This window comes from Alteromonas sp. PRIM-21, from assembly GCF_027563165.1.
GTDB classification, from domain to species: Bacteria; Pseudomonadota; Gammaproteobacteria; order Enterobacterales; family Alteromonadaceae; genus Alteromonas; species Alteromonas macleodii_A.
In genome coordinates, this window is record NZ_JADOEK010000007.1 from 178,544 (window position 1) to 203,035 (window position 24,492).

The following is a 24,492-nucleotide window of genomic DNA, read 5'->3' on the forward strand; positions in this document are numbered from 1 at the left end:
TCAAATAAACTGGTAACGACTAAATAAAGTATCTGGCTCGGGAATAGTGATTTTCCCATAATGGCGTTTCAGTAAACCTTCACTTTCAAGCTCACCTAAAAGCTGATTAACCGTTTGCCTACTGCTATTTATCATTTGCGCCAAAGACTCCTGCGAAAGCGTAAGTGTAATCGCGTTGTTTTTAGGTAAATGCTGGCCATAGCTGGTGGTAAGCATTAATAGCCGTTTCACCAGCTGGTGTTTAAGGCTAAGCCCTGCGCTTGAGTCAATAAATTGAAATGCACTGCGCACTCGCGTGCATAAAAGGCGAGTAAAATGCGGATACAGTTCTGGGTACTGTTCAAGTAATGCCTTAAACGCGTTTTTTTGAATAATAGCGACGGTGGAGTTTGTCTCACAGAAGTTGTCGTGGGTACGAGGGAGGTCGTCAAACATTGATATTTCACCAAACCAGGTGCCGGGCCCCAGCAACGCAAATAGCATTTCGCGGCCGTCTACTCCCACGGTCACGACTCTTAAGCGGCCTTCGCACACACCATAAAAACCTGCGCCGTCTTCACCTTTGGCATGCAATTGCTGTCCTGCTTTTAAGTGCTTAAGGCGCATCTTTTCGAACATAGCTTCCTGTAAATAAGAAGGGATCGCGCTAAACCAAGTAGAGCCAGCCAGAACAGGTTTAAATTTTTCCATTTAACAAATTACTTACAATGTCGTATATCCGACAGTGTATAGCAATTACTGCGCGTAATGTAAGCGCTAAGAGAAAGTAAATGGAAGTTTCATTGAAGCGCTTAAGGTGAGGAGCCTTCAGAAAGGGGCTGACAAACCAAAAACGACAAATCTCAATGGAATCATTTTAGTTATAAAAAGAGTAAAGCTATGACAGATTCAGTAAAGTCGAAGGTAAGCAGTGAAGAATGGCAAACCCGTGTTGACCTTGCCGCGTGTTACCGTGCGGTTGCTATGTATGGGTGGGATGACCTTATTTTTACTCACATTTCCGCTCGTGTACCAGGGCCTGACCATCATTTTTTAATTAACCCTTACGGTTTAATGTTTGATGAGGTTACTGCATCGAGTTTGGTAAAAGTTGATTTGCACGGTAACAAAGTAATGGAAAGTGAGTACGATATTAACCCTGCAGGTTTTACTATTCACAGCGCAGTTCATGAAGCACGTGACGATGCCAAATGCGTTTTGCATTTGCACACGACAGAAGGTGTGGCGGTTTCCATTTTAGAGGACGGGCTACAGCCTTACTCGCAGCAGTCCCTTTTTCCACTGGCGTCCCTTTCTTATCATGCCTACGAAGGCGTGGCGCTAAACCCAGAAGAAAAAGCACGGCTGGTTCGCGACCTTGGCGATACTCAATTTATGATATTGCGCAATCACGGGCTTTTAACCTGTGCTGATAATATTCCAGATGCCTTTTTGTTTATGTTTATTATGCAGCGCGCTTGTGAAATTCAGCTAAAAGCCCAGGCTACAGGTAAGCCGTTGATTCCAATTCACTCGGCAATTCTAGAGGGTATTCGCGCTCAAGCCGAGCAAGTTACCAGGCAAGCGGGTGGGTCACTGGCGTGGCCGGGCATTAAACGTCGTGTTGAGCGTCGCTTCCCTGGATACGATAAGTAATGGTTTGAAGTTAAACGTTATCTAACAGAAAGCTCTACAATGGTGAGGTAGGCAAAAAAACTAGCCTAATAGCTCTTATCTTAAAAGCTATCGTTTTAAACAGATTGTTTGTACTTCGGCCTTATCTTAAATATTGCAGCCAAACCTGTATTAAATGACGTAAATTAAAGCCAATTAAAAGCAAGTAAATTAAGGGCGCTAGGTTACTAAAAGCCTAACTTAAGGTACACTTAGCGTCATGAAAATACTTCTTGAAGATACCATTCCTTTCGGCAAAGATTACCTTAACAGCGTAGGTCAAGTTGAAACCTATGCTTGGCAGTCTCTTGTGCCAGAGATGTTGTGCGATGTTGATATTCTTGCGCTGCGTTCTACCACCAAGGTTACCCATGAACTGTTAACGAACGCTAACAAGCTTAAGTTTGTTACCACAGCAACGGCAGGAACCAATCATCTAGATAAAATACATCTAGACAAGGTCTGTATTGCCCATAGCAGCGCAGCAGGGTGTAATGCCGTGGCAGTTGCTGAGTACGTATTAAGTGTTTTATTACATGCACAAAAAGCCCAAAAGCTCGACTTATACGATGCGACAGTAGGTATAGTAGGGGCCGGTAACGTGGGAAGTGCGCTATCACGTATTTTAACGGCAATTGATGTTAAACACTGCTTGTACGACCCTCCGCTACAACAAGCGTTAGCAAGTACTGGTAAAACACAGCACAACGGTCAGTCGTTTGTAGATTTAGCACAAATCGCAAAGTGCGACGTTATTTCCCTTCACGTGCCTTATATTAAAGGCGGTGAATATCCCACGTATCAGATGATCGACAAAACTTTTCTTGAAGCATTATCGCCTGACCAGCTGCTTATCAATGCATGTCGGGGTGAGGTTATAGATGAAGAAGCGCTACTTAACCTGCTTCAACAAGAACAGGCGCCAACGGTGGTGCTCGATGTATTTGATAATGAGCCCACAATAAACACAGCGCTATTTGACCATGTTTGGTTCGTTACGCCACATATTGCGGGTCACTCTGTAGAAGGCAAAGTGCGCGGTACACAAATGATTTACGAGCAAATTTGTGAGGTAGTGGGTACAGCACCAGATAAAGAGCTCAGCGACTTTCTAGATAAGACCAACCCAATAAACGCTGAGTTAGCATCGCCAGAAGCATCTCGCTTATCGGTTGAAGATCTTACTGCGGTATTTCACAAGGTGTACGATGTCGCTATTGATGACGAAATAACGCGAAACGCTTTTCCATCAACATCAAAAAATAACGAAAAGACGAAATCTGATGTAGCGAATACGTTTTCTGCACTGCGCAAACAATATAGAGTACGTCGCGAGTGCAGCGCCTATGCGTTACAATTGCCAAAGAACACCAGCAAACAAATTCAAAACACTTTCACCAAACTAGGCTTTTCCGTTAGTCTGGTTTAGATATTTTTTTATTAGGAGCATAAAGCATTATGTCGCAAGCGTTTGACGTAGCGGTACTTGGCGCCACTGGTTTAGTGGGCCAAACCATGATTGAACTATTAGAAGAGCGAGACTTTCCGGTAAACCGTTTGTATCCGCTTGCCAGTAAACGTTCAGCTGGTAGTACTGTATCGTTTAAAGGCGAAGACATTGAAGTATTAGATGCTGACGACTTCGATTGGTCATTAGTACAATTAGGTTTTTTCTCAGCCGGTGGAAGTATCTCAGCAAAATTTGCGCCGCTAGCAGCAGAAGAAGGCTGTATTGTAATCGACAATACTTCAGAGTTTCGTTACGAGCCTGATATCCCTCTTGTAGTGCCAGAAGTTAACGCGCATGCACTGGCAGAGTTCCGCAATAGAAACATAATTGCGAACCCAAACTGCTCAACAATTCAAATGTTAGTAGCTCTTCAACCAATCCAAGAAGCTGTTGGTATTGACCGTATTAACGTGTGTACCTACCAGTCAGTGTCTGGCGCAGGTAAAGAAGCCATGGAAGAGCTGGCTAAACAAACTGCGGGTTTGCTAAATGCGCGTGAAGTGAAGTCAGAGTCATTTAGTCGACAAATTGCCTTTAACGTTATCCCTCAAATCGACGTTTTCCAAGATAACGACTACACCAAAGAAGAAATGAAAATGCTGTGGGAAACCCAAAAAATCATGGGTGACCAAAGTATTTTGGTAAACGCTACTGCGGTACGTGTGCCTGTATTTTACGGTCATGCGGAAGCAATTCACTTAGAAACACGTTCTCCGATAGATGCACAGCATGTTAAAGAGCTTCTAGCCGATGCACCAGGTGTTACCGTGTACGACGGAAATGAGCAGTTCCCAACTCAGGTTAGTAGTGCTAGCGGTAACGACATTGTGCACGTGGGCAGAATTAGAAACGACATTACACACCCTTGTGGCTTAAATTTATGGGTAGTTTCTGACAATATCCGTAAAGGCGCAGCAACAAACAGCATTCAAATTGCTGAAACGCTAATTCGCGATTACCTGTAAACGGTTCAACAGAGGTTCTGCCTCTGATTAATCGGATAAGCACAGGAAAAGGTAAACATTTTTCTGTGCTTGCCGATACGCAAAATAAGCAGGGTGTTTGGTGCGATGTAAAAAATGCGTCTGTTGCACTGTAAAAGAGATAATGTGTGTAGCGAAGTTGGCGTACTTGACGCAATGGGAAGATAAATCTAAGGGCATTAAACAAGCAGCATTTAGAAAAACTTTAGGCATTAGATTAGACCAATACTACTGTCTAACTAGATCACCCTTAATAACTGGTTTATAGTTTGTAGGGTTAGGAACAGAACAACGTTAAAAACAATAGTCAGTCAGACACTTAGGCGAAGAGTAAGAACTCTAAAAAGCGCAAACAAATCTTACTGCCAGGGTCATATTAGACTGAAAAACGCTAGCTTGACGATTAATGGTTTCAAGGTGGCTTAAGAATAAAAATAAAAGCCAATAAATTTTTCTGTAGTGATTGGCTAAAAAATCCGCCCATACGACCGGGTGGTAAAGACGCTTGAGGGCATATAGGACTGCTATGAAATTGCATTTGACGGGCTTACTTTTACTCACATTATGTTTGTCTGGCCCTATAATCACTGTTGATGCACAAGAACGCGCTACCTTCTTAAAAGGTCCTAAAGACGCAACTGATCAATATTCGGGTCTAGAGTACGGACCTATAGACGCTAACGATACCCTGTGGCGTATCGCCGAGCGCTATCGCCAAAACAATAACCTGAGTGTTTATCAGGTTATGACTGCTATCTATGAGCTCAACCCCAACGCATTTGAAAATGGCAACTTAAACTTGTTAGTAGATGGCGCGATTTTGAAGCTGCCGTCTGAGCGTTATATTGCCAGAATCGACAAACAAAAAGCCCAAATGCGAGCTGAGCAAGACGATAGGGCATTCGCTGAAACGCTTAACAAGCCTGGTAGCAGCGTAACGAATATTAAGCCAGCATCCCCACTAGTCAACCAACAAGACCTCACTCAAACACAAACTGACATTGAGCAAAAGATCACCCGCTTAGATCAAGAACAAACCCGTCAGTTTGACGAACTGCGTATGCAGTTTGCCGCCTCACTAGAAAATGTTGAAGCGATTCTTAACGAAAACAGACGCTTGTACGAGCGTGTTGAGGCCGTTAATGGCGAACTAGAAACCTTGCGTAGCCAAGTTGAAGGTGACGTTAAGAGCCAGCTTGATATGCAAGTGGCGCTGCAGCAAGAACTGCTCGATATGATTAAAGCCGAGCAAGCGCAGCGAGAAGCAGAAAAACAGTCTTCGTTTTTAAGCGCACTTACCAGCCCGCTAAGCTTAATCATCGGTTCTGCAATTCTGTCCCTGTTGTTGGTAGGTGGCCTCATAATGTGGCTGCTGAAACGCAACAGCAAGCCGGAAGAGGCGCCTGCACCTAGCCCTACTATTACCGCTGATAACGATGAAGTACCGGTTCCAGATGCTGATATTGATGATCTTTCAAGCGCATTAGCCCCTGATCTAGATGATAAAGCGGAGTTGTCAGATGATGATTTGTTCAATGATGACGACCTGCTTGATGACGTTCTGACTTCAGATTTAGAAGAAAGTCTCGATGACGAGCTAGAAACCTTTGCTGACCTTGAAGATGATATGTTAGTGCCAGACGATGGTGGAGACGATCTGTTCGAGGCTGGTGATGATGAGCTTGACCAGAGCGAGTTAGACAGCTTGTTTGATGATGATGACCTGTCAGACAAGGTGTTAAATGACAAAGACGCAGATGACCTAGAAGGCTTTGACCTTTCAGGTGATGACGACATTTTTGATGAAGATGCCGTAGATGATAGCGAGCCTGAGGCCGCGGCTACTGAAGAAGCTGTATCAGTAGATGACGACGATTTTGATATTGATGATTTGCTTGATGATGTACAAAGTCAAGGCACCGAAGAACCTGAAAGTAATGAACTCAATGAGTCAGGTGATATAGACCCTGATGATATCCTTGCTGAGGTTAACGGAACTGCCGATTCTGAAAACGTCGACGAAGACGATATAGACGCCTTGCTTGCAAGTTCTGTTGATTCGGTATCAGAGGCTGGAGACGAAGAAGAAAGTAATGCATCATTACCGAATGTAGAAGATGAAGACGATAAGCCAGAGATAAGTATTGACGATTTGCTTGAAGAGCATGGCGTTGATGCAGGCCTTACCGATGAGTTAGACAGTAACGATGACCTTATCAATGAGGACATGCTGAGTAAGCTCGACGATGAGATAAATCAGCAAAACAACGAAATAGATAAGATCACCGACGATTTGCTTAACGAAATAGAGCAAATTGAAATGATGGGTGGTTTAGGCGAAGAAGATGACGAAGACGATATTGAAGATGAAATAACTACATCGGCACCGTCACCTCAGTCTATCCAAAGTCTTGATGCTATCACTGATGATTTAGATGAAATAGTCACCGATGAAATAGAAACGGATGCTGATTTTAGTGACCCTCTATCCGACGACCTTATCGCTGAACTTCAGGCAGAGGATGAACTTGCGGAAGAGCCCTCAGCGGGTCAAATGCCTTCAGCGGATCAAATACCTTCAGCGGATCAAATACTCTCAGCGGATCAAATGCCTGAAGATGAAAACACTTCAACTGAGTCACCTTCTCAAGCAGAAGATGAAGGGGATTTTGAGGACCCGTTAACTGACGAGTTACTCGCTGAGCTCGAAGCCGAGCTGGAAGGTGAACCAGAAGTTAGCCCAGACGCTCACGATGAAGATACCGACTTAACTCTTTCTGACGGCGAAGAAAACGAAGATGACTTTAGCGACCCTCTAACTGATGAGCTTCTCGCTGAACTAGAAGCTGAGGAATCTAACACCAGCGAAGACGTAGATCAGCTAACAGACGAACTGCTTTCTGAACTTGAATCTGAAATAGAGTCTGAAAATGACACAGATGCAGAATTTAATGCTGAAGACGAAACCGTTACACAGCCTGAAGAAACAGAACCAGCGCTAGAAGAGCAATCTGAATTGGGCACTGAAGTAGAGCCTGAACAAGATGCCGATATAGAGTCAGAATTAGAGCCTGAATTAGAAGCAGAGCTAGAGTCTCAGCCAGAACCTGAAGCAGAACTTGAATTCGATACTGCATCAGAAGAAGGCGAATTAGCACCTGCAGAGAAGGTTGAGGCGGAAGCTGACGCTGATAGCGAGCTTGAAGATAATGTAGAGCCACAGTCAGAACCAGAATTAGAGCCAGAAGCGCAACCAGAGTTGGGCACTGAAGCAGAGCCTGAACAAGATGCCGATGTAGATTCAGAACCCGAGCCTGAATTAGAAGCAGAGCTAGAGTCTCAGCCAGAACCTGAAGTAGAACTAGAGTTTGATACTGAATCAGAAGAGGGCGAATTAGCACCTGAAGAGAAGGTTGAGGCGGAAGCTGACGCTGATAGCGAGCTTGAAGACAATGTAGAGCCACAGTCAGAACCAGAACTAGAGCCAGAAGCGCAACCAGAGTTGGGGGCTGAAGTAGAGCCTGACCAAGATACCGATATAGAGTCAGAGCCTGAACTAGAAGCAGAGCTAGAGTCTCAGCCTGAGCCTGAAGCAGAGTTGGAATTCGAGGAAGAAGTAGAAGCTGAGATAGAGCCGGAACCTGAACTCGAAAGTGCCAATGAGAGCGCCGAAGACAATACGGAAAGTGATGCAGACGATCCGTTAGATGACGCCATCGAGGCGTTTGAAAAGCAAATGATGGATGACATTCCTTCTTTCGGTGAGATAGAGCCTTCAGCGGACGAAAAGCCTTCAACTGAGCAAGAGTTATCAGCTGAACAAGAGCCTTCATCGGATGATTTTGCCCAAGATGAATCTGAGTCACCGGCAGAAGAAGACAGTGATGATTACGACGACAGCCTGTTAGATGAAGCATTTGATGAAATAGACAGCTTTGAACTTGAGCAAGAGGTCGACGGCGTTGATGAAAGTGATCAGCAACTCGAAGACTCTGGTAACGCTGAAAACATGGACTCAGTCCAAGGGCCAGATTCAAGCGAGATTGACTCAGAAGACAGTAAAGAAAAAGAATACAACGAACTTGATGACGTGCCTGGTCTTGACGATTGGTTGTCAGGCTCTGACGAAGGCGATGCTGTTGACGACAACGAGATACTCGATGACTTAGACAGTGCTGAGTTTGATGAACTTCTTCAAAGCCTTGAGTCAGATGACGCCGTAGATGCAAGCGACATCGAAAGTGAAGATACACAAGAGTCAGTTTCCGAAAATAATGAAGATACGCTCGAACTTGAACAGGAAGCTGATGATGAGGCCACGTTTGAGTTGGAAGATGATGTCGCTGACAACCTTGAAGCAACTGAAAACCTTGAACCAACGGAAACTGACGATACCTTCGAGCTAGATGAAAACGACGAAACTTTCGAGTTAGATGATGGCGATGACATAGAATCAGCGCTGGATGATAGCGAAGAAGAAACTTTCGCCCTTGAAGACGATGACTCTGAACTAGCGTTAGACGACCTCGACATTCCAGATGATGTGGACTTAGATATCGCCACGCCTATGGAAATTGAAGAGGACCAGCAGGGTGCTGAACAAGCTGAGCCTGAAAAGGAACAAGAGGAAGAGCTGAAGCTTGATAATCCTGATTTAGATTTAGCTGCTTTACTAAGTGATGTCGACGCGGATAGTGAGCCTCAAACGGCATCTGAAGATTTTCTTGATGTAGAAGCATTGATGGACGATGGCGACGACTCTGACGAACTTGACCCAGATAGCCAGGCGCTAGATCTCGATGTGAGTTTATCTGACTTTACTGGCGTTTCTGACGAAGACACAGTAATTGACATAGATAAAGACGCAGGGCAAAACGCCAATTTAGATTTGGCTCGTGCATACATTGAAATGGAAGACGCAGATGCTGCGAAAGAGTTACTTGAAGAAGTAATGAAAGATGGCAGCGAAGAGCAGAAACAGGAAGCGGCCTCAATTCTACAAAAAATTACTTAATTCACTTGTAGAAGTAGGCGTAAACCTGCATTGGTTGTCGTATTAAGCGGCCTGTATATTGATAAGATATACAGGCCGCTTTTGATTTCGTTAACTTGCTTTTATTTGCCACGCAGTAGCTGGGCTTTGATTATAAGCAGCATTGCATGTTGTAAGCGAGATGACTACACTTAGCGCCTTTTAAGAAACGGGGTAAAACTGATATGGGGCGAATTGCCTTAGGTATTGAATACGACGGTGCTGCTGTTTACGGTTGGCAACGCCAGCGCGAAGTACCGAGTGTTCAAGAGCATCTTGAAAAGGCACTATCGACAGTAGCCAATCAACCTATTGAAGTGCAATGCGCTGGACGCACTGATGCTGGTGTGCACGCGACTGGGCAAGTGGTTCACTTCAGTTGTGATGCTCCACGTTCAGAGCGCGCATGGACGCTTGGGGTTAACGCTAACCTTCCAAACTCTGTTGCTGTTACTTGGGCGAAAAACGTAAGCGATGATTTTCATGCTCGTTTTTCTGCTACCCATCGCCGCTATCGCTATGTTATCCATAATGCAAAAATGCGCCCAGCAATTTTGAACTCGGGCGTTACCCACATTCACCGTGAATTAGACGAGAGAAAAATGCACCTTGCTGCCCAAGCGCTATTGGGTGAACAGGACTTTACGTCGTTCCGTGCGGCGTTGTGCCAAAGTAAAACCCCGTTTCGTAATGTGACCGATGTAAGTGTGTATCGCCAAGGTCGCTATGTGATTATTGATATTCGTGCCAATGCATTCTTGCATCACATGGTTCGCAATATCACAGGCGCGCTAGTTGAAATTGGGGCAGGGGAGCAAGACGTGAATTGGATTGCTCACTTATTAAGCCTAAAAGATAGAAGCAAATCAGCAGCCACGGCAAAGCCAAATGGTTTGTATCTGGTAGATGTAACTTACCCTGAAGAGCATAACTTGCCTAAACCGCCGTTAGGCCCGCTTTTTCTTCCAGAAGTATAAGCCTTTCGCCTCGCGGCCGAAAAAACTCTCGCCTGAGTTAGCTGCCTTTTCTACGGTAGTTAACTTGGGCAAAATCAAATGGACCACCCTCAAACCATTACTTGCCAACTTCTAAGACCAGTTTTGTTTTTTCCATTTCGTTGTATTGTGGTCTAATAGCGCGCTATATTAGGTAGCTGTTCTATTGTGTTACGTATTTTTTCTTTGTAATACAGTATGAAACTTAAAAATTTAATGTGTTGTTGACCACAAGTATGAACAAACATTAATCGTCATGGTCGGCAAACAAAAACAAAGGATTCAATTTCCATGAGCTGGATTCAAAAAATTCTTCCTCGCACGCAAACTTCAACCAAAGGTAATGTGCCAGAAGGTATCTGGACAAAGTGTGGTTCATGCCAAGCCGTGCTGTATAAGAGCGAACTGGAAAAACTTCAGGAAGTTTGCCCTAAATGCGACCACCACATGCGAATTACTGCACGCCGTCGCATCGATGCGTTTTTAGACGATGGCGATCGCGTTGAGTTAGGTGCAGAGCACGAGCCGCAAGACGTACTTAAGTTTAAAGATTCTAAACGCTACAAAGATCGTATTGTTGCAGCGCAAAAGTCGACTAACGAAAAAGATGCCCTAGTGGTAATGCAGGGCAAGTTAAAAGGTATGCCTGTCGTCGTTGCATGTTTTGAATTTGCGTTTATGGGCGGTTCAATGGCCTCAGTAGTAGGTGCACGTTTCGTTGCCGCTGTTAATGCATGTTTAGAAAATGATATGCCGCTAATCTGCTTTAGTGCAAGTGGTGGTGCGCGTATGCAAGAAGCGCTTATGTCACTAATGCAAATGGCTAAGACATCGGCGGCGCTTGCTAAGATGAGCAAAAAAGGTTTGCCTTATATTAGTGTGCTTACCGACCCAACAATGGGTGGTGTATCTGCAAGCTTGGCAATGCTTGGTGACGTAAACGTAGCAGAACCGAAGGCGCTTATTGGCTTCGCGGGCCCTCGCGTAATCGAGCAAACAGTAAGAGAAAAGCTGCCGGAAGGTTTCCAGCGTAGTGAATTCCTTGTTGAGAAAGGTGCAATTGATATGATCATTGACCGCAGAGATATGCGTGATAGATTACACAGCCTGTTGGTTAAGTTGCATAACAAGAATTAGTGAATAACGAAAACAATTTAAAACCTGGCTCAGTGCCAAATAAAGAAGGCGCCTCTGCGCCTTCAGCTTCGCAAAAAAGCCTGAGTCAGTGGTTATCCTACCTAGAATCTATTCATCCTAGCGCCATCGATATGGGGCTAGACAGAGTGAAAGAAGTGGCTAACGCCATGGCATTATCGCTCAGTCAGTCGTTGGTTATTACCGTCGCAGGAACAAATGGGAAAGGCACAACTTGCCGCTTGCTTGAACAAGCCATGTTATCGCAAGGCAAAAGTGTTGCGGTATACAGCTCACCTCATCTAACCGATTACCGTGAACGGGTGCGTTACAATGGCGAATTACCGCCTGCCAGTGAATTTGTCGATGCTTTTGAATTTGTAGAAAGTGCGCGAAAGAGCAATGCTGACGAACCCATCACCTTAACTTATTTTGAATTTGGTACGCTCGCTGCAATGAAAATGATGCAGTCATGGGCAGTCGATGTAGTTATTCTTGAAGTTGGTTTAGGTGGACGCTTGGATGCCACGAACATTATAGACCCTAATCTTGCCGTTATTACGACTATTGACCTTGATCATCAGGATTGGCTTGGCAATACACGGGAAAAAATTGCTCGTGAGAAAGCCGGTATTATGCGTAAAAATGGTAGTGCAGTAGTGGGTGAACTGTTTCCGCCATCTTCTCTTTACGATGTGGCTAATGAGTTACAGGCAAACGTACGCTGGGCCACGCAAGACTTCGTCACAGTAGTGGCAAGTGACTACAGCGAGTGGAGCTGGAAAGGAAAGAGTAACAGCTACGCGTCGCTACCTTATCCCAAAATCCCTCTACAAAATGCAAGCACAGCATTAGCAGCACTTGAGCTTTTAGACTTACTGCCCGAAGAAAGCGTGGTTAGGGACATTATCGAAAATACCACTATGCCGGGACGCCAACAAACAATTAGTGAATCGCCTCTCGTTGTCGTAGATGTCGCCCATAACCCACAAGCTACCACGGCCATGCAAGAGTGGCTAAATCGTTACGACGTTAGCCAGATGCGCGTTGTTGTGGGTATGCTTAAAGATAAGTCAATTGCTGAAACCTTGGCGCCTCTTTCAGGGCTTAACGCAAAGTGGTACTTAGCTTCAACAAGTGGGCCGCGAGGTTGCAGTGCAGAAGTACTTGAAAATGCACTTGTTAATGCCGGCACAACCATAGAGAATATAGATACGTTTCAAGACGTGACTTCAGCATATCAACGTGCGCTTGCAGATTATCAAACTGGTGAACTTATTCTCGTTTTTGGTTCTTTTGTTACCGTTGCAGACGTACTTGCTGAGCAAAACTAACACGCGCATTGTAAGTAAAACCGTGTATTCAAGCAGGAGAGCACAGTGACATCGGCATTAAAGAATAGACTGGTGGGGACAATTATTGTTGTCGCCCTAGCGGTTATCTTTTTACCAGACTTTCTTGATGGCAAGAAGCAAACGAACAGAGAGCCCTTTGTCTCTGTTCCTGCAAACCCACCTAAAAAGCCCATCGTAGAGCCTGAATCTTTCCCATCAGAGCGGGTAGCGAAAGCTGCGGTTCCGGCGGTGGAGATTGAAGATGAAACAGCGTTAGATGAAGAGCTGCTTGCATCAAGTACTGGTAACAGCAAAAGTACTGACCAAGCTACTGCTGCTAAAGCGCCAGTGCCAAAAGCATTTGAAGAAGAGGACGAGTTAGCGAGCCAAACGGTTGTTGATACGAAAAGTGCCACTGCCGATGATGACGCAGGCTGGGTTATTCAACTTGGCAGCTTTCGTCATGAAAAAAACGTAAAGGCATTGTTGGCGAAGCTAGAAAAGGCTGGGTATCGCGCGTTCAGTCGCAAAATTCAAACCAGCTCTGGGCCGCTCAATAAAGTTTTTGTAGGCCCTGATTTAGATAAAAAGAAACTGGAATCGGCACTTCCCCATTTGAAAGAGCTAACGAAACTCAAAGGGAAAGTCACCACGTTTAAAGTTGAGTAGGGCGTATTCTTTCTACTTAAACCACGCTTACTGAAAGGAAGTGTCACGGATTGCATTACAGACTAGTAATATTTCTATCTTCTGTTAGAATGCGCGCCATCTCGCCAAAGGCTCGTTGCTTCATCACAAAAAGCAACATCAACGCAATAAAGAGACGATGAACTGGGTAGACTTTTCCATACTGGGTATCATTGCGGTATCTACCTTAATAAGCCTTATTAGAGGGTTTGTTAAAGAAGCCATCTCGTTAGTGGTGTGGTTTGCTGCACTCTTTATTTCAAGTAATTTCTACGCTGACCTTGCCGTTTACTTTACAGCCATTGACGATCCTTATCTGAAAAACGGCGCTGCAATCGCTGCGCTATTTATTACAACGCTCATTCTGGGCGGCATGATCAATTACGTCATAAGCCAATTGGTACAAGCAACGGGGGTGTCTGGCACAGACAGGGCCCTAGGTATAGTTTTTGGTGCTCTGCGTGGCGTGCTGATAGTTAGCGCATTGCTCTTTTTTATGGATACCTTCACCGGCGCCGCTTCCTCTAATTGGTGGCAAGCATCGGTGCTCATTCCAGAGTTTGGTGTCATCATTGAGTGGTTTTTCAGTTATGTGAAAGACTCCTCCAGTTTCTTAAATCCCGCTTGAAATAGGTAACGCACATGTGTGGTATAGTCGGAATAGTTGGTAAAACGCCCGTAGCTCAGTCACTGTACGACGGTCTAACGGTTATTCAACACCGTGGACAGGATGCCGCAGGCATTATGACTATCGACCAAAATATGTTTAATTTGCGTAAGGCAAATGGCTTGGTTCGAGATGTTTTCCATACGCGTCATATGAAAAGGTTATCAGGCAACATGGGTATTGGTCATGTTCGCTATCCAACCGCGGGTACGTCAAGCTCTGCGGAAGCACAGCCATTTTATGTAAACTCGCCATTTGGTATTGCCTTTGCTCACAACGGTAACCTAACCAATGCACATGAGTTACAAGAAGAAGTGTTCCGCATAGCACGCCGTCACATTAATACCACGTCAGATTCCGAGCTATTGCTTAACATCCTTGCTCACGAACTACAGCAGGTAGCAGGCTTAAGCGTAAGCGCTGAACACATATTTGAAGTGGTAACTAAAGTTCATAAGAAAATACGCGGTGCGTATGCTGTAGTTGCAGCCATTATCGGTCAGGGTATTGTAGCTTTTCGTGACCCCCATGGTATTCGTCCGCTTGCACTTGGTAAGCGTATGAGCGAACTAGGTGAAGAGTGGATGGTAGCCTCTGAAAGCGTTGCGCTTGATGCTGTAGGCTTCCAATTTGTTCGCGATGTAATGCCAGGTGAAGCGGTATTTATTACCGAAGAAGGTCAGCTTCATACCAGATTGTGCGCCGAGAACCCGGTAACGTCACCATGTATCTTCGAGTTTGTATACTTTGCTCGTCCAGATAGCTTTATTGATGGTATTTCAGTTTATGCGTCCCGCGTAAACATGGGCCGCAAGCTAGGTGAGAAAATTAAGCGTGAATGGGCAGATCTTGATATCGACGTAGTTATCCCTATTCCTGAAACGTCGATGGATGTAGCGCTGCAAATTGCGAACACGCTTGAACTGCCTTATCGTCAGGGGTTTGTTAAAAATCGCTATATCGGCAGAACCTTTATTATGCCTGGCCAAACCATGCGTAAAAAGTCAGTGCGTCGTAAACTAAACGCCATCTCATCTGAGTTTAAAGGCAAAAGTGTATTGCTTGTAGATGACTCTATTGTACGCGGTACTACATCGGGTCAGATTATTGAAATGGCCCGAGAGTCTGGTGCTAAGAAAGTGTACTTTGCGTCGGCGGCACCAGAAATTCGCTTCCCGAATGTATACGGTATTGATATGCCTTCGGCAAATGAGTTAATTGCATACGGACGAGAAATCGATCAGATTGCAGAGCTTATTCAAGCAGACGGTCTTATTTTCCAAGATATTTCTGACCTGGTTGAAGCCGTTCGCGAAGAGAATGATACGATTCAGCGTTTTGAAACATCAGTATTTGACGGTAACTATATCACTGCCGATATCAACCAAGAGTATCTTGAGCGCATAGATATGTCGCGGGGTGAGGCAGCAAGAAAAGCACCTGTGGTGCAAGCTGAACTGAGTAACCTTGATGTACATAACATTGATGCCGCTGATTAGCATCTTTGAAATAAGTTGATAGTGAACGGGAAAAGCCGCTTTTAGAGCGGCTTTTTACTATCCTATCTTGTGTATAACTGAAAGCCTTAGTGCACGAACACTGGCCCGCCAGTTAACCCCCACACTAATACCGAGCCTGTCATTAAAATAACCAGTAAAACTAGCCCACATGTGACTACCGAGCTTGAGTAAATGAAACCTTTGTCTTCTGGCATATGCATCAAAATAGGTACGCCGGAATAGAGTAGGTAAACTGAGTAGCTAATACCCACTAGCAGTGCCGTCATCACTACCCATAGTTCAGGATAAAGACCTGCAAAGCCGACCATGAACAATGGTGTTGCGGTATAAGCCGCAAGTTCTAGTGACTGGGTATACGTAGGCGTTGCATCGAACGCTTTAGCCAACTCATGAATTAACACTGCCAGCGCCACAACACCAGCAATTAAGCCAAAATACATACCGATACCCATCAAAATAGCGGTATTCTCGCTTAGCCGTATTATGTCTCCAGCACCAATGCTCCACCCTGTATGCGCACTAGAATAATAGGCTACGAGGGAAGGAATAAGTGCAATAAAAGCAATGTGGGTAAGCGCGTAAAAATAGGTTTCGTGTTTGGTATCAATGGTTTGCCATTCTTCTCTTGGGTGAGTGTAAATACCAATTAGGTGATTTAAAATCATAATGTCCCGCCTTGTTCACCAACGTTATTATTTTAAAGAATATTGTTGTGAGGCAGGGTAAACACACGGACTAACCGTAAAACTAAGAAAACACGAACACGACGCAAGGCGTCAAACACTGCCATTAACAATATGTTTACAATCTGAGTGTGCAGCAGAAAAGCAAAGCCGTCAATAAAAATTGATTAATTTATAAACGGCCATGGGGCTAGCTGGATTGAGGAACCCCGGAGTGAAAACGCAGTTCCTTATCGTCACTTTCAATAAGTGATTTTTCAACACTTCCAAAATGAGCGATGCGCTCTGAAATATCGGTTTTGGCGATTTGCTCGGCAAGGGTAAGATAATCTTCAAAGTGTCTGGCTTCTGAGCGTAACAGCGACACATAAAATTTGCCTAAACCTTCGGAAACATAGGGTGCGAGTTTGGCAAAACGCTCGCATGAGCGCGCTTCAATGTAAGCGCCACAAATAAGCTTATCAACCAGCTTTTCAGGCTCGTAAGTGCGCACGTGACGTAACAACCCATTCGCATAACGGCTTGATGTCACTGACTTATATTCAAAGCCTAACTCGTGCATAATTTCGAGTACTTGATAAAAATGGTGAAGCTCTTCTTTAATAAGCATGACCATCTTATCTAACATGTCTTTTTTAAACGGATCTAAACCTTCAACATTAAACACGTTTTTAGACAGGTGTTTAGTATTTAGCAATTGCCAATCGCCCTCATGGCGGTAGGTGAAGTCTTCATAGGGCTTCAGCCAGCCAAGCAATACTTTACTCGTTTCCTCATCTGCCACATAGCGACGAAGTAAATACATAGCGGACTGCGCTGCTTTAAGCTCGCATATTAAGTGATCGGTAAGAATAACCCGAAGGTTTTCTTCTTTCTGCGCTTCGTCAATCCACGACTGCGGCGTCTCGCAATGCAGAAAATCATTGACGGGGGACAGAAGAGAAGTGACTTCAGAAGAAGATATTACAGACATGTTGAAACTCGGTTTTAAGTGCTACGAATTTTCAGTTACATTTGAATTTGTCAAACTTCCAACATTAATGTCGACAAGGCAGTTGTGCGCGCTCTAGACTGAGACTATCCAAATTCGATGCTTCTGAACTAAGCACCGATTTTACTTGATACCCGCAAGCCGTTACAACTTAAAATAGAGGCCAATAAATTACAAAATGAATTACCTTGCTCACCTTTTTTTAGCGCGTCCTACTGCCGACTCCCACTTTGGTAATTTACTTGGCGATTTCAGGCGTGGTGTTGATATAAACACATATGGAAAAGCGGTACAGCTAGGCCTTAAAAACCACTACGAAGTGGACAAGTTTACGGATAGTCACGACAGTGTTTTGGCTGCAAAAGAACTATTTGATAAAAAGCGCAGGCGATTTGCGCCTGTGGCGCTAGATATTTATTTCGACCACTTGCTAATAAAGCATTGGTCAACGTTCACGTCGCAAAGCTTTGATGAATTTCGAGAGCAAAGTTTTTCCTTGCTAGAACAGAGACTGCCCGCTATGCCAAGGGCAATGCAGCATAGCGTAGGACACATGATAACCCACGATTGGTTTGAAGATTATGCCAAAGAAGAGGGTATTGCTAGGGCTATTTCAGTCGTTGCTAAACGAATTCGGTTTGCGAACACTTTTCATCACGTGGTAGATGATATAAGTGCGAATAAAAAGGAAATAGAAGCGAGATTTTTAACATTTTTCCCAGACCTCATCGCTCATATAAAAGACAGGGGCCCTGAAAATAGCAGTGAGAATTAGCCATCTTAACAGGAACGTATCGAAGAAATTGGTAGTTCTATCGTTGATTGCTAAGTTCACTTATTAACAGCGATATAGTCTTAATTGATAGGTTCTCAAATATAGTGCAATGCTGGTCTGTATGAAAAACAGGTTAGCTTGCGCTCAACAAATACAAAACCAATAACTAACGACACACAAAAGACGAAAAAATGAAAAATCATCTCTCTTTCAATAGAAATACAGGAGACCTGCTATTCAGTCAGGTTAACTCAAAACACAAATCACAAATTCACCGTTTACTAGCGCGTGCTAAAACAACTCACCGTCCATCAGCGTGGCTAATGGCAGTCATGATTGCTTTCATCGGTTTAACAACCGGTGCTTCAGCCCAAGAGGAAAGCTCGGCCTCTCACGCTCGCGCGATTAAAATTGATAGTAGTGTAGTAACAGAACATGAAACCAAAATTCTTGGTAAGCGCGTAAAGTACAGCGCCACGACAGGTACACAGCCGGTTTGGAATAGTAAAGACGAAGCGGTTGCCACTTTGTTTTATACGTACTACCAGCGAACCGACGTAAAAGAAAATACCGAGCGCCCGCTTATCATTTCTTTCAACGGTGGTCCGGGCTCTGCGTCAGTGTGGATGCATGTAGCATACACAGGCCCACGTATTCTAAATATTGATGACGAAGGTTACCCCGTTCAGCCCTATGGCGTTCAAACCAACCCTTATTCTATTTTAGATGTTGCTGATATTGTATTTGTTAACCCGGTAAACACAGGGTATAGCCGAGTACTGCCGAAAGCTGATGGCAGCATGCCGTCGAAGGATGAACAAAAGAAGATGTTCTTTGGCGTAAACGCGGATATTAGCTATTTGGCCGACTGGGTGAATACCTTTGTTACACGTAATAATCGCTGGCGTTCGCCTAAGTATCTTATCGGTGAAAGTTACGGAACAACACGGGTTTCAGGCCTAGCATTAGAACTTCAAAATCGCCAGTGGATGTATTTAAACGGCGTCGTTTTGGTCTCACCAACAGATATTGGCATTGAGCGCAACGGGCCAGTAAAGGCCGCTAATCGCCTCCCTTATTTTGCCGCTGCTGCTTGGTACCACAATAAACTTGAACCAGAACTGCAAAATAAAGACCTAACTGAACTCTTACCCGAAGTCGAAGACTTCACTATCAACACGCTTATTCCGGCACTCGCTAAAGGTGGCTTTATTAGTGATACAGAGAAGCGTGATGTACTAAAACAAATGGCGCGTTATTCTGGTTTAAGCGAAGCGTCTATTGCGCAAAATAACTTAGATGTAAGCACAGCTTTCTTCTGGAAAGACTTATTGCGAGACGAAGGGAAGACCTTAGGCCGTTTGGATAGTCGCTATTTGGGCATAGATGCTAAGGAAAGTGGCGATCGCCCTGACTACTGGGCTGAATTGACCTCATGGCTACATTCCTTCACGCCCGCTATTAATTACTATTTGCGTGAAGAGTTAAACTACAAAACCGACATTAAGTACAACATGTTCGGAAACGTGCACCCATGGGATAGAAGTAACAATCAAACGGGGCAGAATTTACGATTAGCTATGGCGCAAAATCCATATCTAAATGTAATGATTCAAGCGGGTTATTACGATGGTGCAACGAATTACTTTGATGCCAAATATACCATGTGGCAGCTAGATCAAAGTGGCACCCTAAAAGACCGTTTAAGCTTTAAAGGTTATCGCAGCGGACACATGATGTACCTGCGTCGTGATGACTTAAAACAGTCTAACCAAGACCTACGTGAATTTATTGAAGCAAGCACACCGAGTAAAGGTGCGCCTGCGATGTATAAGAGATAGTCAGAGGTAAATGCCTGCTTTTTTGAGCTGCGCTAAACACTCGGCGCAGCGCGCTTTTAGCATATCTCGTAATAGCCTAACCGCTGGTGTAATAGACTGGCGGCTTGGGCAAATAAGCCAAAGTTGCGTGGGCTTCGGTTGGTAGTCTGGCAACAAGGTAACAAGCCGACCATTTATGATGTCGTCGCAGGTATCTAAACTTGATTTAACGGCGACGCCGTTCCCTGCTACAGCCCATCTTCTTACCATCTCACCGTCATTGGCTGTTCTGTTGCCCTGCATTTTTACCTTTACCGGTTTATCGCCGTGTACGAAATCCCATTCGTTATACACTTTATCGTGCAGCTGATAAAAAAGGCCGTTGTGACCTTGCAGGTCTTCGAAGTTTTTAGGTGCCCCATAAGTGCTGATATAAGACGGAGAGGCAACAAGTAAGCGTGGTACATCACATATTTTAAACCCATAAACGCTCGCATCGTCAGGCGAGCCATAACGTAAAGCTAAGTCTATTGGGTCGCGATAGAAGTCGATATTACTGTCATTTAAATTGAGCTTAACGCTTATTTTTTCATGCTCTTCCATAAAATCGTCAAGCCAAGGGGCAATCACATTGCGGCCTAGATCAGACGATAACCCAAGCCTTAATTCACCTTCAATAACGCCGGTATCACCTTTTAAGTTCTGCTTGGCGGTAGTCAGCATCGACATGGCTTGTTCGCATGTTGGAAGGAAACGTTCACCTGCAGAAGAAAGCCTAAGCGAACGGGTTGTGCGAATAAACAATTCAGCGCCAAGTGCTTGCTCTACACGTTTGACCGCCGCACTTGCCGTTGCGGTTCGCATATTTAAATGAGTTGCTGCTGCGGTAATGTTTCTAAATTCGGCTACTTTTATTACAACATTTAAGTCATCGAGTAACATGATTTTCAAAAACCATTTGATAATGTTTCTAGTATTGTGCTGTTTATACAAATTTAATCAAGGGTATGATGGAAATATTATTTAAAGGAGAAACGAATGATGAAAGCTATTGGCTATACCCGCTCGCTCGATATAAATGAACCTGATGTATTGATGGACTTAGAAGTCGATAAACCTAGTGCTTCAGGTAGAGACTTGCTTGTAAAAATAAGTGCGATAGCGGTTAACCCAGTTGATTATAAAATTAGGCAGCGAGTAAACCCAGAGGGCGGAGAACCCAAGATACTAGGCTGGGACGCAGTAGGTGAAGTAGTTGATATTGGTGCTGATGTTACCGAATTTACGGTAGGCGACAGGGTTTACTATGCTGGCGATCTAACACGAGCCGGTTCAAATGCTGAATTTCAACTGGTCGACGAACGTATTGCCGGTAAAGCACCTAAATCTTTATCTGACAGCGATGCAGCAGCACTTCCGCTAACCACAATTACTGCTTATGAATTATTGTTTGACCATCTTGCCCTTAAGCAGCAGGACGAACAAAGCGACGAAGTGGTGCTTGTCGTAGGCGCGGCTGGTGGTGTGGGCTCTATTATGCTTCAGCTTCTCAAAACGCTTACGGGTGCAACGGTTATAGCTACTGCATCGCGAGAAAGTTCTAAACAATGGGTTCAGGAATTAGGTGCCGATTACGTGGTTGACCACAGTAAACCCATGGCAGAGCAAATTAAATCGTTAAAAATTGGTGAAGTGACACACGTTGCAAGTTTAAATAATACCCACCAGTACATCGATACTTACGTAGAGGTGATGAAACCGAAAGGTAAGCTTGCATTAATTGACGACCCAGAAAGTTTGGATGTAGCAAAGCTTAAACAAAAGAGCTTGTCGTTACACTGGGAATTCATGTTCACCCGCTCTATGTTTGAAACTGATGATATGGCAGAACAAAGCCGTCTTCTCACTCACGTAGCAGGGCTCATCGATGAGGGCAAAATTAAGACTACCGTAGGCAAACACTTGGGGAAAATTAATGCTGCCAACCTAATAGAGGCGCACAAGACTTTGGAAGAAGGGCGCGCAATTGGTAAGCTTGTACTAGAAGGCTTCTAGCCTTTTACTTCCATTTGTCTCATTCGTTAATTCGCTTTTCTCAATGCTAAATAAAAAGCGATTTAGCCACATTGGCTTAGGGCGAAATGACTGCCCTAAGCCTTGTCCCAAATCATGTAAAACTTTCTAGCCTTTTTGTAAAAGTGACGACTTTTATAGCTTTCTTTTTGTTAAGTGATTGATAATTAATGGTTTAATCCATGGAATCTAACTTGCTGTAGATGGTACGCATAGCATTAAAAACAATGTGAAATGTGTTCAATCTTAAATGACAAGGAAAAATCATGGCTGAATCATTCAAATATGAAGGAAACAAGGGAAAAGGCGGCGAATTACATCAAAAAGCAGGGGATGGGTATCCGACTATGACGACCGCCCAAGGCTGCCCTGTACATGATGACCAGAACTCTTTGAAAGCTGGCGTACGCGGACCAACAGCTTTAGAAGACCACGTAATGCGTGAAAAGATATTTCATTTCGACCACGAGCGCATTCCAGAAAGGGTAGTTCATGCAAGGGGCTATGGTGCCCACGGTTACTTTGAAACGTATGAGTCACTTTCGGATATAACTTGCGCCGATATTTTTCAAGAAAAAGGCAAAAAGACCCCAGTATTCACTAGATTTTCTACCGTAGCGGGTAACCAAGGTTCTCCAGATTTAGCGCGAGATGTACGTGGTTTTGCTGTCAAATTTTATACCCAAGAGGGTAATTGGGATTTAGTTGGCAACAACATTCCTGTTTTCTTCATTCAAGATGCTATCAAGTTTCCAGATCTAATTCACTCGGCTAAACAAGAGCCTGACCGAGGTTTTCCACAAGCGCAAACCGCGCACGATAATTTCTGGGATTTCGCAAGTTTGAGCCCGGAGTCCGTTCACATGCTTATGTGGGCTATGTCAGACCGTGCCATTCCGCGTTCATTCCGCTTTATGGAAGGTTTCGGCGTTCATACCTTCAAACTGATAAATGCTAAGGGTGAAATGAAATATGTGAAGTTTCACTGGAAACCGAAGCAGGGCATGCAGTCAGTTGTGTGGAACGAAGCACTCAAAATTAACGGTGCTGATCCAGATTTTCACCGTCGGGATCTGTGGAACTCTATTCTTGCTGGTGACTTCCCAGAATGGGAATTGGGTATGCAGATATTCGACCAGGAGTTTGCAGATAATTTTGAGTTTGACGTTTTGGACGCAACCAAGCTTATTCCAGAAGAGCAAGTACCAGTAAAAATTGTAGGTAAAATGGTACTTAATAAGGTGGTAGATAACTTCTTCGCTGAAACTGAGCAAGTTGCATTTTGTACACAAAACATTGTGCCTGGTATAGATTTTACCAACGACCCACTACTGCAGGGGCGTAATTTCTCTTATCTAGATACGCAGCTAAAACGTTTAGGTAGTACCAATTTCACTCATCTACCCATTAATGCGCCTAAATGCCCGATGCGTCACTTCCAGCAAGACGGCCACATGGCAATGCATAATCCGAAAGGGCGGGCTAATTACGAACCGAATTCTTGGGAAGCTGATGAAGACAATCCGCGCGCGTGTCCTGCTCATGGATTCCAGTCACATAATGAAGAGGTTTCTGGTGAAAAGGTTAGACATCGTTCAGAAACTTTTGCTGACCATTACAGCCAAGCTCGTCAATTTTATATTAGTCAAACTGAGACTGAGAAGGAGCATATTCGCGATGCATTCGCTTTTGAGCTATCCAAAGTAGAGCGTTTAGCGATTCGTGAAAGAGTTGTTTCACATCTGCTAAATGTTGATAAGGATTTGGCTAAAGCGGTTGCTGAAGCGCTAGGCTTTAGCGAAATGCCAGAGCCAGCAGAAGCTGCAATGGAAACTAGAGAAGATCTTGCTGAATCTGATGCGTTAAGTATTTTGAAGAATGCGCCTGATACGTTTAAAGGTAGAAAGCTGGGTATCTTAGTAAGTGATGACCTTGACGGTGAATTACTTGGTAATGTACAAACTGCCTTAGACAATGAAGGCGCTATGTATGAAATTGTTGCACCGCAGATTGGCGGCGTTACCTGCGATAAAGGCAATTCAGTAGATGCACAGCAGAAGGTCGATGGCGGACCGTCAGTATTGTACGATGCAGTTCTGCTGTTGATGTCTAAGTCAGGAGCCGAAAAGTTAGCGAGCAAGCCTGAAGCAAAAGACTTTGTTTCAGATGCATTTGCTCACAATAAGTTTATCGGCTACACAGATGCTGCAATGCCACTTATCAAGGCAGTTGGCTTAGATAGCATGATGGATGACGGTTTTGTGGACCTTAAACAAAAGTCAGCAGACGAATTTATTAAGACATTACGTGGTATTCGTTACTGGGCTAGATCTTAACCCAGCCTTTGTACTTGATTAGAAATAGAAGGGCGCTTTTTTAAGCGCCCTTTTTTATTGCGTGCCCCGTCCTGTAATTGACCAGTCCTGAACTACGTTAAGATTAAGAACACTTCTTTATAAGGACACTAGATAACTCTAAATCTCGGTGGTTCTGTACTTATTTTTCAATGGTAAGAATGTTTTACTGACAACAATATCTTAAAACAGTTTTACTGTTCTCTATATTCTAAAGATAGAAATTGCATTCGAAATTTGTTGTTTTAATTCAATTGCCTATGACTTTTTTGATGCTTTTG

The 24,492-nt window shown here is 44.1% G+C and carries 18 protein-coding genes; 14 read left to right on the forward strand and 4 right to left on the reverse strand.

From position 1 onward, the window contains the following. Positions 1-690, reverse strand: a complete 690-nt coding sequence (locus IW644_RS11835) for a Crp/Fnr family transcriptional regulator (protein WP_269917781.1) — start codon at positions 688-690, stop codon at positions 1-3. Between the two features lie 189 nt (positions 691-879). Here IW644_RS11835 and IW644_RS11840 point away from each other — a divergent pair, with 189 nt between their 5' ends. From IW644_RS11840 to purF, 10 genes are all read left to right on the forward strand, one after another. Beyond that, positions 880-1,635 (forward strand): class II aldolase/adducin family protein, encoded by a 756-nt coding sequence (locus tag IW644_RS11840; protein ID WP_269917782.1) that lies wholly within the window; start codon positions 880-882, stop codon positions 1,633-1,635. 238 nt (positions 1,636-1,873) lie between these two features. Next, the gene (locus IW644_RS11845; protein WP_269917783.1) at positions 1,874-3,082 is read left to right on the forward strand and encodes a 4-phosphoerythronate dehydrogenase; all 1,209 of its coding nucleotides are present in this window, start codon (positions 1,874-1,876) and stop codon (positions 3,080-3,082) included. 29 nt (positions 3,083-3,111) lie between these two features. After that, positions 3,112-4,128, forward strand: a complete 1,017-nt coding sequence (locus tag IW644_RS11850) for an aspartate-semialdehyde dehydrogenase (protein WP_179983824.1) — start codon at positions 3,112-3,114, stop codon at positions 4,126-4,128. A 544-nt stretch (positions 4,129-4,672) separates the two neighbouring features. Next, the gene (locus IW644_RS11855) at positions 4,673-9,160 is read left to right on the forward strand and encodes a FimV/HubP family polar landmark protein (RefSeq protein WP_269917784.1); all 4,488 of its coding nucleotides are present in this window, start codon (positions 4,673-4,675) and stop codon (positions 9,158-9,160) included. A 203-nt stretch (positions 9,161-9,363) separates the two neighbouring features. After that, positions 9,364-10,155, forward strand: coding sequence for a tRNA pseudouridine(38-40) synthase TruA (gene truA / locus IW644_RS11860; protein WP_179983822.1), 792 nt, complete (start codon positions 9,364-9,366; stop codon positions 10,153-10,155). Positions 10,156-10,464: 309 nt separating this feature from the next. Then, a complete protein-coding gene (gene accD, locus IW644_RS11865) occupies positions 10,465-11,310 on the forward strand; it encodes an acetyl-CoA carboxylase, carboxyltransferase subunit beta (protein ID WP_269917785.1) in 846 nt (281 codons plus the stop codon). Continuing rightward, on the forward strand, positions 11,310-12,641 hold the full coding sequence (folC, locus tag IW644_RS11870; RefSeq protein ID WP_269917786.1) for a bifunctional tetrahydrofolate synthase/dihydrofolate synthase: 1,332 nt from the start codon (positions 11,310-11,312) through the stop codon (positions 12,639-12,641). Before accD ends, folC begins: the two co-directional genes overlap by 1 nt. A gap of 45 nt (positions 12,642-12,686) precedes the next feature. Continuing rightward, positions 12,687-13,310: an SPOR domain-containing protein gene (locus tag IW644_RS11875; RefSeq protein WP_269917787.1), complete on the forward strand. Its 624-nt coding sequence runs from the start codon at positions 12,687-12,689 to the stop codon at positions 13,308-13,310. A gap of 157 nt (positions 13,311-13,467) precedes the next feature. Further along, a complete protein-coding gene (locus tag IW644_RS11880) occupies positions 13,468-13,956 on the forward strand; it encodes a CvpA family protein (RefSeq protein ID WP_269917788.1) in 489 nt (162 codons plus the stop codon). A 14-nt stretch (positions 13,957-13,970) separates the two neighbouring features. Continuing rightward, on the forward strand, positions 13,971-15,494 hold the full coding sequence (gene purF, locus IW644_RS11885) for an amidophosphoribosyltransferase (protein WP_118493769.1): 1,524 nt from the start codon (positions 13,971-13,973) through the stop codon (positions 15,492-15,494). 86 nt (positions 15,495-15,580) lie between these two features. Here purF and IW644_RS11890 read toward each other — a convergent pair whose 3' ends face one another. Together IW644_RS11890 and miaE are read right to left on the reverse strand one after the other, a co-directional pair. Next, on the reverse strand, positions 15,581-16,180 hold the full coding sequence (locus IW644_RS11890) for a Yip1 family protein (protein WP_179983817.1): 600 nt from the start codon (positions 16,178-16,180) through the stop codon (positions 15,581-15,583). Between the two features lie 208 nt (positions 16,181-16,388). Continuing rightward, positions 16,389-17,171 (reverse strand): tRNA isopentenyl-2-thiomethyl-A-37 hydroxylase MiaE, encoded by a 783-nt coding sequence (miaE, locus tag IW644_RS11895; RefSeq protein WP_269917789.1) that lies wholly within the window; start codon positions 17,169-17,171, stop codon positions 16,389-16,391. Between the two features lie 196 nt (positions 17,172-17,367). On the opposite strand from miaE, the gene IW644_RS11900 reads away from it, so the two are divergent. Together IW644_RS11900 and IW644_RS11905 are read left to right on the forward strand one after the other, a co-directional pair. Next, a complete protein-coding gene (locus IW644_RS11900; protein WP_269917790.1) occupies positions 17,368-17,964 on the forward strand; it encodes an acyl carrier protein phosphodiesterase in 597 nt (198 codons plus the stop codon). A gap of 323 nt (positions 17,965-18,287) precedes the next feature. After that, on the forward strand, positions 18,288-19,805 hold the full coding sequence (locus tag IW644_RS11905; RefSeq protein ID WP_442864435.1) for a S10 family peptidase: 1,518 nt from the start codon (positions 18,288-18,290) through the stop codon (positions 19,803-19,805). On the opposite strand, the gene IW644_RS11910 is transcribed toward IW644_RS11905, so the two are convergent. Next, positions 19,806-20,726 carry a LysR family transcriptional regulator gene (locus IW644_RS11910; protein ID WP_269917815.1) on the reverse strand — a complete coding sequence of 307 codons (921 nt, stop codon included), beginning with the start codon at positions 20,724-20,726 and terminating at the stop codon, positions 19,806-19,808. Between the two features lie 99 nt (positions 20,727-20,825). Here IW644_RS11910 and IW644_RS11915 point away from each other — a divergent pair, with 99 nt between their 5' ends. Together IW644_RS11915 and IW644_RS11920 are read left to right on the forward strand one after the other, a co-directional pair. Further along, on the forward strand, positions 20,826-21,839 hold the full coding sequence (locus tag IW644_RS11915; protein ID WP_269917816.1) for a zinc-binding alcohol dehydrogenase family protein: 1,014 nt from the start codon (positions 20,826-20,828) through the stop codon (positions 21,837-21,839). Positions 21,840-22,123: 284 nt separating this feature from the next. Continuing rightward, the gene (locus IW644_RS11920) at positions 22,124-24,193 is read left to right on the forward strand and encodes a catalase (protein ID WP_269917791.1); all 2,070 of its coding nucleotides are present in this window, start codon (positions 22,124-22,126) and stop codon (positions 24,191-24,193) included. The last annotated feature ends 299 nt before the right edge of the window (positions 24,194-24,492 follow it).